The organism is Bacteroides faecalis, from assembly GCF_003865075.1.
In the GTDB taxonomy this organism is placed as follows: domain Bacteria; phylum Bacteroidota; class Bacteroidia; order Bacteroidales; family Bacteroidaceae; genus Bacteroides; species Bacteroides faecalis.
Map to the genome: position 1 here is coordinate 9,824 of NZ_BHWB01000009.1, position 14,534 is coordinate 24,357.

General features: G+C 51.1%; 4 protein-coding genes and 2 pseudogenes. All 6 read right to left on the reverse strand.

What is annotated here, in order from left to right:
• Positions 1-13 precede the first annotated feature (13 nt).
• Complete coding sequence (locus tag EJF25_RS15050; RefSeq protein ID WP_005809240.1) at positions 14-1,372, reverse strand: efflux transporter outer membrane subunit; 1,359 nt, start codon at positions 1,370-1,372, stop codon at positions 14-16.
• Positions 1,373-4,485: pseudogene (locus EJF25_RS15055) on the reverse strand (efflux RND transporter permease subunit).
• Entirely contained in the window at positions 4,482-5,603 is a 1,122-nt protein-coding gene (locus EJF25_RS15060; protein WP_005809248.1) for an efflux RND transporter periplasmic adaptor subunit, read from the reverse strand. The pseudogene EJF25_RS15055 and the gene EJF25_RS15060 overlap by 4 nt, the downstream one beginning before the upstream one ends.
• Positions 5,600-7,546 carry a tetracycline resistance ribosomal protection protein Tet(Q) gene (gene tet(Q), locus EJF25_RS15065; protein ID WP_032595419.1) on the reverse strand — a complete coding sequence of 649 codons (1,947 nt, stop codon included), beginning with the start codon at positions 7,544-7,546 and terminating at the stop codon, positions 5,600-5,602. Before tet(Q) ends, EJF25_RS15060 begins: the two co-directional genes overlap by 4 nt.
• 662 nt (positions 7,547-8,208) lie before the next feature.
• A pseudogene (locus EJF25_RS15070) lies at positions 8,209-14,024 on the reverse strand (helicase-like domain-containing protein).
• On the reverse strand, positions 14,014-14,466 hold the full coding sequence (locus EJF25_RS15075) for a DUF1896 domain-containing protein (protein ID WP_004304266.1): 453 nt from the start codon (positions 14,464-14,466) through the stop codon (positions 14,014-14,016). The pseudogene EJF25_RS15070 and the gene EJF25_RS15075 overlap by 11 nt, the downstream one beginning before the upstream one ends.
• Positions 14,467-14,534: the final 68 nt, after the last annotated feature.

Here is a 14,534-nt window from a genome sequence, read left to right on the forward strand (position 1 = left end):
CTATTTATTGCAGTTACATTCCTCCTCCCAACACATGATAAAGTTTGATTACACTTTGTATGCGTTCAAAACGAGTTTGTAGCTGTTGCACTTCCGCTTCGAGAAGAGACTGTTGGGCGGTCAACACTTCCAGATAGGTGGCATTGGAATGACGCATAAGCGATTCTGTCTTTCGCACAGCATCGCATAATGTTTCAACCTGTCGAGCATTGATTTCAATTTGCGATTTTGCCGTCTGCCATGCAGTCAGAGCATCGTTCACTTCTTTTCCAGCGTTCAGCAATGATTGCCGGAACAACAGTTTGGCTTCTTCCTGACGGCTTTTGGCTATCTTCAAGTTGGCGATGTTTGTGCCCCGGTTGAATAAGGGCTGTGTCAGGGAACCGATGGCATTGAGCAACCATTGTCCGGGATTTACGATTACGCCACCGCCGTTATTAGTCCATCCAAGAGTCCCCGAGAGGGTAATATTGGGATAGAAGGCGGCACGAGCCGCATTGGTGGCGTAGAACGCCTGCGCCAGTTCCATTTCAGCCTGACGCACGTCGGGACGGTTGGAAAGCAGTTGCAAAGGGACTCCAATCGAGACAGTATCGGGGAAAGCAGCCTCGGCCAGATTACTTCGTCCAATCGAGTGTGACGGCATGGCAAGTATCGCAGACAGGGCATTTTCTGTTTCGGAAATACTCTTGCGTATGGATAACAGGGATGCTTCGAGTCGCATCACGTTCGCCTTTGCCTGCAATACGCCGGCTTCGTTTGATTTCCCCACTTTTTTCAACGCTTCAAGAGTACGTACGGTAGTCCGCCAGTTCTCCAAAGTCCGGTTACTTATTGCCATTTGTGCGTCAAGCATGGCAAGGGTGTAGTAACTGTCTGCAATAGTGGCGACAAGCTGTGTCTGTACGGCCTGCCGGTAGGCACGGCTTCCTTGTAACGCGGCGGCTGCACCACGCTTTGCCGCCGTAAGTTTGCCGAAGATGTCCAGTTCCCAGCTTGCCGACGCTCCCACATTATATGTCTTTGCCGTTGCTCCGTCATGTTTATTGGCATTACCTTCGGCAGTCAGTCCCAGTGATGGAAGATATGATAGTCTGGCAGTCATCAGGACGGCTTCTGTCGCTTCCACGCGTAACCGTGCCACATTGAGGTCTGTGTTCCGTTCAAGTCCGGTTTCAATCAAGGACTGGAGTTTCGGGTCGGTAAACATTTCCCGCCACGACAGGGACGCGATGGTCGTTGTATCAATGTCCGCCGGTACGTCCCGATACAGATTCTCCGTTGAGAGGTCAGGACGATGATACCGGCTGTATGTGCCACAACCGGCAAACATCCATCCTGACAATATGATATATATTACTGTCTTCTTCATTTAATTATGCTTAACACGTTCTTGAATATATTGGAATACAATAAACAATGACGGCACAAGGAACAACAGAGCCAAAGTACCGACAATCATTCCACCGATTACACCTGTGGCAAGCGAACGGCTGCCGTTGGCACCCACTCCGTGCGCCATCATCAGCGGGACAAGACCGAACACCATGGACAGCACAGTCATCAATATAGGGCGCAGGCGGACTTTTGCCGCACTGTATGCTGCCTGTGCCAGCGTCATGCCTTCCGACCGCCGCTTGCCGGCGTATTCGGTAAGCAGGATGGCGGTCTTGGCAAGCAGGCCGATAATCATGATTAATCCGGTCTGCATGTAGATGTTGTTCTCCAGACCGAAGAGCCACGCAAACAGGAAACTGCCCATTAGTCCGCAAGGCACCGACAACAGAACCGCGAAGGGTATGAACACGCTCTCATACAAGGCGCACAGAATCAGATAGACCAGAACCATGCAGAGCAGGAATATAAGCGTGGCATTGTTGGTCGTCTTGCTTTCCTCACGCGAAATGCCGCCAAACTCGTATGTGTAATTTGACGGAAGCACTTCACGTGCCGTCTCGCCGATGGCTTCGAGCACCTGCCCTGAACTGTAACCCTGCGCCGGCGACCCGCTAATCGAGATGGCGTTGAACAGGTTGAAACGGGTGAGGTCTGACGGGCCGTTGGTCTTGGTCAGGCGCACGAACCGGCTCAAAGGCGACATGCCGCCATCGGAGGCGCGCACATACATGTGGTGCAGGGATTCCGCATTCACACGATATTCCGCCGGAGCCTGCATGGTCACATGGTAGAGCTTGGAGAACCGGTTAAAGTCGGAAACATATTGTCCGGTATAATAGCCCGACAATGTGGAAAGCACATCTGCGGGCGACACACCCGACTGCTCACATTTGGCGGCATCGATATCCACCCAGTATTGCGGATAGTCCGTGGCAAAGGAGGAATAGACTTCGCCGATTTCGGGTCGTTGCGACAAGGCTTCGACAAACTTGTCCGCCTCTTCCTTGAAAGCGGCGATGTTTCCGCCCGCCTTGTCCTGCAAATAAAGCTCGAAACCGTTTCCCATGCCGTACCCGGCAATCATCGGAGGCGACATGGCGAACACCGTGGCATCGGGAATATCTGAAGTGGCGGCATAAATCTTTCCGATGACATCATTCACCGACTGCCCCTCTCCCTTACGATCCTCCCAGTCTTTGAGTGTCACGAAATACATCGCCTGCGAGGGACCGGAACCGCTGAAAGAGAAACCGGCTACCGCACCGCTGTATTCAATCTCGCCGATGCTGTCGAGACGGCTGTTGATACGCTCCATCACCTTACTTGTCTGAGCCATGGATGTGCCGGGCTTCGTGTTCATGCTCACCATGACCGTCCCGGTGTCCTCTTCGGGAATAAGTCCCGTCTTTGTGACATTGACCAGCAGCACCAGCAACCCGAAAGAAATGCCTATGATGCTCCACAACAGCCATCGGCGATGGATAATGAACATCACTCCACGTACATAGCGTCGGCTCAGACTGTCGAAGACGGCATTGAACGCTTTACGGAAACGGGCTGCAAAATTGTTCTTAGTGTTGCCCTGCTCATCGATATAGGGTTTCAGCAGCAGCGCGCAAAGTGCCGGTGAGAGTGTGAAGGCATTGACTGCCGAGATTCCCACGGCAACAGCCATCGTGATACCGAACTGCGTGTAGAACGCTCCCGAAGTCCCGCCCATCATGGCTACGGGGAAAAACACTGCCATAAAGATTATGGTAGAGGTCAGGATAGCCGACGAAACGCCTTTCATGGCATCATCAGCCGCGAGAACTGCTGATTGATAGCCCTCATCGAACTTCGCCTGCACCGCTTCCACCACCACAATGGCATCATCGACCACGGTTCCGATGGCAAGCACAAGCGCGAACAGGGTGAGCAGGTTGATGGAGAATCCAATCATGGACATCACGGCAAATGTGCCGATGATGGAAACGAAGATGGATATGGTAGGGATAAGCGTTGACTTGATGTCCTGCAAGAACACATACACCACCACGATGACCAGAAGTATCGCTTCCAATAAGGTGCGGAGGACAGAGTGGATGGAGGCATACAGGAACTTGTTGGTATCGGTAAGCACCACGAATTCCGTCCCTTCGGGCAAGTCCCGGCTAAGGTCGTCAAGCACTTCGTGAATCTCCTTGATGGTGCTTGATGCATTGGACCCGGCTTTCTGGTTGATGAGCATCATAGCTGCCGGATGCCCGTTCACCTCGGAGGAATAGTTGTAGTATTCATCGCCCAGTTCCACATCGGCAACCTCTTTCAACCGAAGCACATTGCCGCCCGGCAGTGACTTGACGACCAGCTCACCGAACTCTTCCGCTCCGGACAAGCGTCCGCGGTATTTCATCGTGTATTCATTGGCGGTAGGATGATTGGCACCGAAGGAGCCGGTGGCGGCCTCGATGTTCTGTCGTGCAAGTACGGCAGAGATGTCATCGGGGATAAGCCCGTATTGCGCCATCTTGTCGGGACGCAGCCAAAGTCGCATGCTGTAGTTGGAACCGAACAACTGTGCCTTTCCCACGCCGCTGATACGTTTCAGCCTCGGCTCGACATTGATTTTCACGTAATTGCTCAGGAAGGTCTGGTCGAAGCGGTCATCGGGCGAATAGAGCGCGAAAGTCATCAGTTCGGCATTCTGCTGCTTTTCAGTGGTGACACCGGTCTTGGTGGCTTCCGCCGGAAGTTGGCTCAGTGCGCCGTTCACGCGGTTCTGCACGTTTACCGCCGCCATGTCCGCGTTGGTTCCCTGTTTGAAATAGATGTTGATGGAAGCATCTCCCGTATTCGATGCCGTGGAAGTCATATAGGTCATGTCTTCCACTCCGTTGATGGCTTCTTCCAGAGGGGTTATCACTGCCTTCTGCACGGTTTCAGCGTTTGCTCCCGGATAAGTTGCGAATACGTTGATGGTCGGAGGTGCGATGTCGGGTATTGTTCCACCGGCAAGGAAAACATGGAAATCATGCCCAACAGTACAATCACCACCGAGATAACGCCCGAAAACACCGGGCGGTCTATAAAAAATCGCAGGTTCATTTCGTTTCGTTTTTAGGGGTTATGCTCATGCCTTCTCTCACCAGTCCCACGCCTTCGGCGACAATGGTGTCACCGACCGAAAGACCTTCTTTTACGATAAACCGGTTGCCGTCGTTCAGGCGGTCCACCGTGAGATAGGCGGCTTCCGCCTGTCCGTTTTTCAGACGGTAAGCGATAATCTTGTCCTGCAGTTCCACGGTGGCGGTCATGGGAATGGTTACGGCCTCCGTTTTCGGGTTTTGAAGGATGACATTGCCGATGCTGCCACTCAACAGTTCGCGGTCGGGATTGGGGAACAGGGCTTTGATTTGTACCGTTCCGGTAACAGGATCCACCACGCCGCTTACGGTTTCAATACGTCCTTTCGCCTTGTACAGGCTGCCGTCGTTGAGTTGCAGGCCCACTTCCGGCGTCCCGGCTATCATGCTGTCAATCGAGCCATAGCGAGCCGAATATCGCCGTAGCATATTCTCCGAAATGGAGAAATAGGCATACATCTCCGCATTGTCGGACACGACCGTGAAAGGCTGTGCCATATTGGGACCGACAAGCGCACCGATGCGATAGGGCAATGTGCCTACTACTCCGTTGCTCGGGCTTTTGATTTCCGTATAGGAGAGATTGTTGCGTGCATCCGATTCTTGTGCCTTTGCCTGTTCGAGTTCAGCACACGCCACTGCCAGTTGGTTCCGGGCGAGAGAAAGCTCGTAGTCGGATATGACCTTCTCGTCAAACAATGCCTGCTTGCCCCGCAGCTCGATTCTTGCCGTTTCCACTTTTGCCTGTGCCGCGCTGACATTGGCCTGCGCCGTGCGTAATGCCGCCCGATAGGGCACTTGGTCAATTACAGCCAATACTTGACCGGTCTTCACCCGTTCACCCTCTTTCACTTTCAGACGGATAATGCGCCCGGATATTTGCGGCAGGATGTCCACATCCTGCCGTCCGCGTATGGCGGCGGAATAGGACTCGGAGATTTCCACCGGACTTGCCGCGACCTTTATGACCCGATAACTCTGCACCGCATCCTGCTTGCCGTCCGCCTGCCTGCATCCGGTCGGCAGGAACAGCATGAGAGCAAATGCGGCGAAATTCGTGATAATGAATTGCTTGTTCATATTTTCTTCTTGTTTTGTATTAATTCATAAATTGATTTTTGGAACATGAATAAAAGTTTATCTTTTTCGTTCATGCGGATATTATCAGAATAACCGTCTTTTGTTATTTGATACCCACATGGCTTAACCATAAAAATGCCTAAGCCCTTAGTGTACGAACTTACTTCTGAGGCATAGTCTTTACTTGTATTTAATGGAACTTTCCCTTTAATATGACACCACTCATTATTACAACTGATGTCTTCAATCTCAGACATCAGTTTTTGCAAATCTGTAATAGCTTTGGAACTCGCTACTTGGGGTATCTGCAACTCAAAACAGAGCATCGGTTCGAGAATGTCCACACCTGACTGTTGCAAAGCCAGCCTGAAGACATAAGGGGTCAGCTGTCTGAAATCAGCAGGTGTACTTACCGGGCTATAATACTCGGCTTGAGTAAAAGTTACTTTCAGATCTGTCACTTCCCATCCATGTAAACCAGATTGGCAAGACATACGAATCCCTTCAAAAACGGCATTTTGAAAAGAATGGTTCAGATAACCATAGGAGATGTCACTTTCGATTTGCAACCCTGCCCCTAACGGTAAGGGTTCAAGAGTCAGCCCTATTGTGGCCCAGTAAGGGTTGGGTGGTACTTCGATCTGAATAATCTTATTGACCTTTTTTATAGGTCGTTCTTTGTAGATAGTCTTGATCTCATCAAAATGGACCTTTACGGAAAATCGTTCTTCCAGCAATGTCTGTATGATTTCCTTTTGGGTCAAACCATATAACGAGATTTCCAATTCATCACTATATGAGTTTATGGAAAAGGACAAAGACGGGTCTTCAATCCACAATGTATTCAGAGCGGATATCACCTTGCTTCTCTCTTCGGGCTTATTTGGCCGGACGGAGGATTTGAGAGCGGGATGCTGATGAGATAATCCTTGAATCAAACAAGGTTTAGCACCTAAATAATCTCCGATTCGAAAATCTTCTATATCTTCTACAATCGCGATATCATTGGCACCCACTTCATCAACATTTATCTCTCTGCCCTGATAAATAGTCTTTAGATTTTTAATCTTGATGAATTTTTCCGAATCGTTGATTCTTACAATGTCTCGAAGTCTCAGACTTCCGTCAATTATTTTTAGAAAACTTCTTTTATGTCCTTTGGGGTCATGCTCTATCTTATAGAGATAAGCTGAAAGTCTGTTTGAGACTGATTCTGGAGGAAGTATAAAAGAAGAGATGGCGTCCAACAACTCATTGATACCGATATTGAACATTGCTGATCCATGTAGTACCGGATAGACTTTGGCTTTTGCCACAAGATCGATTATCGTATTCCAATAATCAGCCGGTGAAATTTCGCTATCCGCCAAATATCGTTCTAATATATTGTCGTCATGGTTGCATACAAATTCTTTGTATTCTTCCTTTATATATGTTTGGGAGCAAATCGGATAAACCAATCCATCGACAACAGTTTGCATAAACAGGACATCTTGAGACAGATTTGTTTTTATATCCAGATACAAACGCTCTAAATTCACACCGTCACGGTCAATTTTATTGATAAATATAATTGTCGGGATTTGCAGTTTTTGTAAAGTATTGAACAGCAACTTTGTTTGCGCTTGTATGCCTTCCTTTGCGGATAAGATGAGGACTGCTCCATCAAGCATTTTGAATGTCCGCTCCACTTCCGCAATAAAATCCATGTGTCCCGGAGTGTCAATGATATTGCATTTCACTCCATTCCAGATAATAGATGTCGTAGAAGCCCGAACAGTAATTCCTCTACGTTTCTCTATATCCATAGAGTCTGTTATGGTGTCACCATTATCCACACGGCCGCACTTTTCCGTTGCTCCACTGGCAAACAGCAGATTCTCGGTTACGGAAGTTTTTCCTGCATCAATGTGAGCAAGAATTCCTAAATTTATAATATTCATTTGGATTAAGCAATAATATACTACAATAGATGCATTGTCGAAACGCACCTTTTAATACCTCCTCGTAGCATGTGAGAACTACAGGATTACTAACTCGTATTAATATGTATATTATTACTGCCGCATAACGATTGCAAAATTACACAAAAAAAATATATCTAACAAAAGTGGGAGGATTTTTTAACTTTTTTTACCATAGACATTTTATTAGGGAAGCGTAGGTTCAACTGGTAAGTACAAATAAGTAGAAATGTTTGAACAACAACGTTTTAGGAAGTTGAAAAAAATCAAGTTTCTCTCTCGGTATAACGTTTATTTTGGCCAATATCTTCTTTAGTTTGGCATTTGAGTATTTCCCATTCGTGTTCTATTTAGCTCCTTATTATGAGTATGTAGCAAGTTGCTTATCAAATTCAGCCTCTTTGAGGGTCAAATATGGTTTTGCAAATGGTGACTGACAAGACATAAACAAGGTCAGCAGGATTTTTTACATAAATGGACATGAATGTATATAACCTAAAATAAGAATAAATTTTAATAAGGGCTGCCCAAAAAGAAAAAAAATGCAGTTGCCATCCTACAGATACTTGCAGAAAGGATAAAATTTACTTTTAGACCTTTTGGGATAGCCCTTATTAATACTTCAGATAAAATTCCTTAGGTTATATTTTCAATCCTTTGGACCGGGTTTCCTCCTTGGCATACAGTCCCGGACGCCCGATTATGACATGGTTGGCAACGATACTATCCGCCGGACTGCGTATCTGCGGCGGTGCATTTTCGGGATATTGCGCCTGCCTGTTCCTCACATCTTCCGCTTCCGGCTTGAGCTGTTGCCCTTCATTCTCCTTTTCTGCGACTTCGGGCGTGGGTGGCGCAAGCTCCAGCTGAATTTTTCGGTCAAGGGCGGCAAGTTCGGACTTCAACTGCTTCAGCTCGTCCTCCTTCTTCCACACCTTACCCGCTATCTCCTGTAACTGCGGTATCTCCATCTCCAGCACCTCGTTCTTCGCCTTGTACTGGTCGATGATGGAGGGTATCCTCTCCATCGCGTTGAGGAAGTTGCGGGCGGCGGCCAACGGGTCAGCCATCGCCAGATGCCCGTTGTTGTAGGTGTACTTGTAGTTCCCCTCGACCACGAAGCGGTTGTCGGTGAACTCCAATCCCTCTTTGAGTATCCTTTCGCTCACCACCTTTATCGGAAAACCGTAAAGTTCACCGACCTGCGTGTACAACCCTCCGGTCGTGGCATTCTTGGCTATCTCCTGCAAACGCTTTCCGATGACCTTCTCATCGGCGGAATCCACTCCGTCCACCTTTATTATATTAAGGCGGTTGCCCTCCTTGTCGGTCTGCACCACCGACAGGAAGCGGTTCCAGTCCTCCGTCATGGCATCTATGAAAGCCGTGTTGTTGCGCAACTCGCCGGTCTTTGACTCCAGCTTGAACTCCGAATCACGCTTGCCCTTGTTGAACGACTTGCGTTCCCCTTCGAGCGATGCGATCCGCTTTTCCAGTTTCGCCTTGTCCAACAGGTCGGTATTGCCGGAGAGCAACGCCATGTATTCCGAGAAATTCATGCCCGATTTTTCGTCCATTGCCCCCTCGTCGATGGTACGCGCACCCATCGCACCGCTTTTGAGCTGGCTTATGAAAGTCTGCTTGCAGTGCAGGAGGTTGAACTTGTAGCTGTCCAGTGACTTCTCCACCGCGTAGATGATTACATCCACGTTGTTCCCGGCGAAATGTTTGGCAATCTCATTACCTGCCCTAACTCCGCGTCCGTCACGCTGTTGCAAGTCGGACGGTCGCCACGGCGTATCGAGATGATGAATTGCCACACACCGTTTCTGTGCGTTCACACCCGTTCCGAGCATGGAGGTGGAGCCGAACAGCACACGCACCGTCCCGGCGTTCATGGCATCTATCACCGCCTTCCGAGCCTTGTCGGTCTTGCACTCCTGAATGAAGCGCACCTCGCTTGGCGGTATGCCGTAGTCCTCCGTCAGTTTGCGCTTGATTTCCGAATAGACGTTCCACCCATCGCCCGGCTGGTAAGTCCCCAAGTCAGAGAAAACGAACTGCGTGCCTTTCTGCGCGTCGTATTTTTGATAATACTCCGCGATTATTTTGGCACAGTGGCTCGCCTTGTTGTCGGGGTGGTCTTCGTAATGCGGGTCTATCATGCGCATGTCGAGTGCCATCTTCCGGGCATAGTCCGTGGCGATAAGCATCTTCGCCTTTTCCTCCGTTTCCGAAAGCGGCAGTCTGCCCAACAGGGTGGCGTCGCCCGTCTTGGCGAATTGCATCAGCTTCTGTATGAAGTCCTCCTGCTCCGGCGTGGGCGGTATGTGGTGCAGTATCTCGTTTTGTTGGGACGGTCCACGCCCACATCCTCCGCCGTGCGGTAGTCCGTGATTTCATTATAGAAGGCGGCAAGCTCCGGCACTTTGATGAAGTAGCGGAAACGCTCCTTCTGCACCACGTTGTTCGTCACGTTGAACTCAAAATCCGTTGTCTTCTTGGCAAATATCGCCGACCACGCATCAAAACATCGAATGTCCTGCCGTTCCAGCTCCTTCGGGCGCAGGTACTTGAACAGCAGGTACAGCTCAGTCAGCGAGTTGCTGATAGTCGTGCCGGAGAGGAAGGTCGCCCCCAAGTCCTTGCCCGTGCGCTCCTGTATGGTGCGGATAGCAAAGAGCATGTTCAGTGCCTTCTGGCTTCCCTCGCTGTTCCCCAATCCCGCCACACGGTCGTGGCGCGTGTTGAAAGTCAGATTCTTGAACTGGTGCGATTCATCAATGAAAATGTGGTCGATGCCCATCTGCTTGAAGTCCACCACGTCGTCCGTGCGTGACTTTATGGCGTGTTCCACCTTCTCCAATTTCGCTTCAAGGTTATGCTTGCGCTTCTCCAGACCTTTCAGCATCGCCCGCGATACGTTCTTTCCCTGCTGGCGCAGCACTTCGAGGTTTTCCTCCACCGTGTCAAGCTCCGCTTGCAGGATGCGCTGCTGCAACTCCGGCGACTGCGGTATCTTGCCGAACTGGTCGTGCGACATAATGACACAATCGTAGTCGTTGTTCTTGATGTTGTTGAAGAAACGCACGCGGTTGGCGGTCGAAAAGTCTTTCTCCGAAGCGTACAGAATCCTCGCGTTGGGATATGCCGCTTGATAGGTGGCGGCAATCTCCGCAACATTGGCTTTCAGCCCGATAATCATCGGCTTGTGCGCCAAGTTCAGACGCTTCATTTCATGCGCGGCGATGCACATTATCAGCGTCTTGCCGGTTCCAACCTCGTGGTCACAAATTCCGCCGCCGTTCTGTTTCAGCATCCAGACGCAATCCATCTGCGAGGGATAGACGCTCCTGATGCCCCGGCTTGCCAGCCCTTTCAGATTGAGGTCGGGAAAAGTCTGATGCGAGCCGTCATACTTCGGGCGCACGAAACAGTTGAACTTGCGGTTATACATCGTCGTCAGCCGCTCCTTGAACTGTGGCGACTGCTCTTCGAGCCATTCGGAGAAGCCGTTTCGTATCTCGTCAATCTTGGCGTTGGCGAGTTGTATTCCCTCGCTGTCGCGCATCTTGATGTCGTTGCCATGCTCGTCCTTGCCGATGGACTTCATCATGTCAGGGCAGGTGTTGTGCAGGGCGTGTTTTAGGAGGTGCATACCGTCATAGTTCCGGTAATACCCCTTCACCAGAAACTCGTCCGTGATTTTCATGGTGCGGTAGCCGCACACCACCGAAAACTCGTCCATGCTTGCGGAATAGGCGATTTTCACCTCCGTGTCGAACAGCCGGCTCATGTAGGCGGCATAGACACCCGTCGGAATCCAGCGTTCCCCGAAATTGAAGTCCAGATCCTCGAAGGCGATGCGCTGCGGCTCGGCATCTTTCAGAGCCTCCAACGCCTGCTTCACCTCCGGCATACGCTCATTTTCGGGATTGTCACCCATCCATGCCTCTATGCGTTCCGCTTTCTCTATGACATTTCCGGCGATGAAACGGTCTTTGATTTCGTAACCGGTCACGAGCGGATTGTAGTAGATGCGCCCTTGCAGGGCAGTGAGCAAATCCTCCGCCGTGCTGTCGGTTATCTCCCGCATATAGTCGAGATTGACCGTACCATATTTGTTGAGCGACGCAGACAGGGCTTCTTCGGGAGAGCCTACGTTGGCATGGCTCTCCACCGCGAAGGAAACAGGATGCTCGAAGATGTCCGCCTTGACGAACTTTCCGTTTTCCATCCGTTCCAGCGAAAGGATGTCGCGCCCGCCCGCATCCATCATCACTAACTTCACGTTCTGCTTGGCGTTGAGGTTGCCGTAGCGCATGACAAACTCATCGTAACAGGTATTCAGATGCTCTCGCCACGGAACATTTGCCTCGCGCCGGAGCGATTCATAACGGTACAGACGCTCGTAGGCGTCACGCAGCGACACATACAACAACGCCTTTTCCTTCTGGTATCCTTTCAGGTCGAGCGGCTGGAATGTCGCCCCGTATGGCGTGATGTCTTTCAGGTAGCCGATGTTATGACGCCCCCGGTCAGCCACCAGCGACCCTTCGCGCAGGTGCATCTCCGGCGTGCGGTGGTAGGCACGCGGAGAAAGGTCCACGACTTCCTCCTTCGGCTTTTCCGCTTCGATGTCGGGGAAAAGGAAAGTCCCCACCGCTTCCGATGGGGTATCTGTAACGGCAGGTGCGGCGACTGCCTCCGGCTGTGTTTCCTCCTGTCGTGGCTGCTCACGGGAAGTTTCCGGCACGGCTTTCACTTCCGTCTTTTCCGCCACTTGTTTCTCGTTATGCTGCCTTGCCAGTTCCCGAAGTTCTTTCCTACGCTCCGGCGTCAAACCCATCATCATTTCATAGAAACCGTTGATGGGAGGATTGGTATCCCAGTCCAGTGTGGCATAGATGTCGTCCGGGTCGGCAGGCTTGGCGGTGTTCTCCGCTTTCACCTCCTTATTCTCCATTGCGGGTTTTGCAGTTGGAGCTGTCGGTGTAACCGTGACTTTCGGTTTGGGCGGAGTGGACTTTGCCGTAACTGCCTTTTTCACCGTCTTTTTCTTTTTGGAGGTTTTCGGTTGGCTGACCTCTTCCGTCATCCCCCAGAGGTCAAGCAGGGTGAGCTGCACGCCTGCGGAATATTGCGGGCGCGGTTCTATCTCCGGCTTTTCATCTGCGGGTTGCGGCTTTTCTGTCGGAGTTTCCACCGTCTGCGCCGAGGATACTGTTTCCAATTTTATGGCAGGACGCTCTACTTTATTTTGAACGGCAACTTTTTCTTCCGTTCCTGCCTGCCGGATTGAACCCGAATACAAGCGCATGGCAAGCCTGTAATGGAAATCCTCGTCGAGCATACGGCGCAAATCCCCGGCGATGCCTGCTGCCTTGCCCTCGTGCAGATAAACCATAGCGGGCTTCCCGTAGGGGTCTGTGTCAAGTTTCGCCATCGTATGCACGATGCGTTCCGGGTGGTGGATGAAATAGGCGTTGTCGGTCAGGGCGGTTTTCGTGTCCGTCTGTATCACGGTCATCAGCCGCTCGTCCTGCGACATTTCCTTCTTGCTGAGGTTCTTTTGCAGGACAATCAGGTCACTGCCCACCTCCGTGCCCGCGTTGTCCGTGAACAGGTTGTTGGGCAGGCGTATCGCGGATACCAGATTGGCCTGACTGAACAGCTCGTTACGCACGGAGGTCTTGGTGCTATTCAATACCCCTTGCGAGGTGATGAACGCCACGATACCGCCGTCACGCACGGCATCCAGTCCTTTGAGAAAGAAATAGTTGTGGATGGTTTTCTGGGCGGAGCGTCTGCCGAAAGAGTCGCTCCGCTGAAACTCCGCGTCGAACACGGCAATGTCACCGAACGGAATGTTGGACACCGCCAAGTCGAAATAATTGTTGAACGGTCTTTCGATTTTCTCAAAACCGCAGGTGCGCATTTTCTGGTCGGGATAGAGATGCCTCAAGATTGTACCCGTGAGCAGATCCTTCTCGAAAGCCATCACATCCGCATTGGGGCTGTGCCGCAGCATGGAATCCACGAACACGCCGACACCTGCCGACGGTTCGAGCATACGGGCGGGGCGGACGCTGTAATCTGCCAGCACGTCCGCGATGGTGTCGGTTATCTCTTTGGGGGTGTAGAAAGCGGTCAGCACGGACGCTTTCAGCGAATCCACAAACCGCTTGTACTCTGTTTCGTCCTTGCTGTTCTCACGGATAAGCCTGTGCAGCTCCACCGTCGGGGCGAACAGTTCGAGGTCGGATTTCGCCCACCGGACGGCATCCGTCAGTTCCTTTGCAGGGTTGAGGATACATTTCAGACCGCCGAAACCGCAGTACCTTTGAAGTATGGCACGCTCTTCGGTTGTCGCTGTCCTATTTTCCCTGTCAAGGATGAATGCCGTCCGTATCGCCTCGATGTTGTCCCGCAGTTTCTGTTTGCGGTTAAACGCCATATTCGTCTAAGTAAAGGACGGTTGCTCCCGTCAGCTCCGTGTAGAGCAGGTCGTAATCGGAAGACAGGGCGAAATTGTCATCCGAGAGGTCATAGACGGAGAACACGTTGCCGACAAGCGGCAGCAGTTTCAGGACAAAGGCTTCACGCTTCTCTTCCGGCACTTCATCGGCAAACTCGTTTTCCACGACTTCGCGGAGGATGGCGTAACGGGAATAATGCAGCCCGCGCAGCAGCGTGTCCATCGCCAGTTCCTGCGCACCATCGGCGGGATAGCCTTCAAGCCGTGCCCTCTCATACGTTTCGGCGGCACGGTCGGCCCGTTCCCGTATGAAAGCGGTGTCGTCAGCCTGTTCAAACTTGTTCGTGCGGAGATAGTCCAGCAGGTACAGACCGTAATAGGAAAAGTCGGTCTGACCCTCGTTTTTCTTCTTGTTGTTCATTACTTTGGATTTAGCGGATTGATAATTAACGGGATAATCGGTTGGAAAAAGGAAGAAAAAGGCACTCG

Coding starts and splice junctions, on each gene's coding strand:
- EJF25_RS15050 (WP_005809240.1), bottom strand. CDS start 1,372: ATGAAGAAGACAGTAATATATATCATATTGTCAGGATGGATGTTTGCC.
- EJF25_RS15060 (WP_005809248.1), bottom strand. CDS start 5,603: ATGAACAAGCAATTCATTATCACGAATTTCGCCGCATTTGCTCTCATG.
- EJF25_RS15075 (WP_004304266.1), bottom strand. CDS start 14,466: ATGAACAACAAGAAGAAAAACGAGGGTCAGACCGACTTTTCCTATTAC.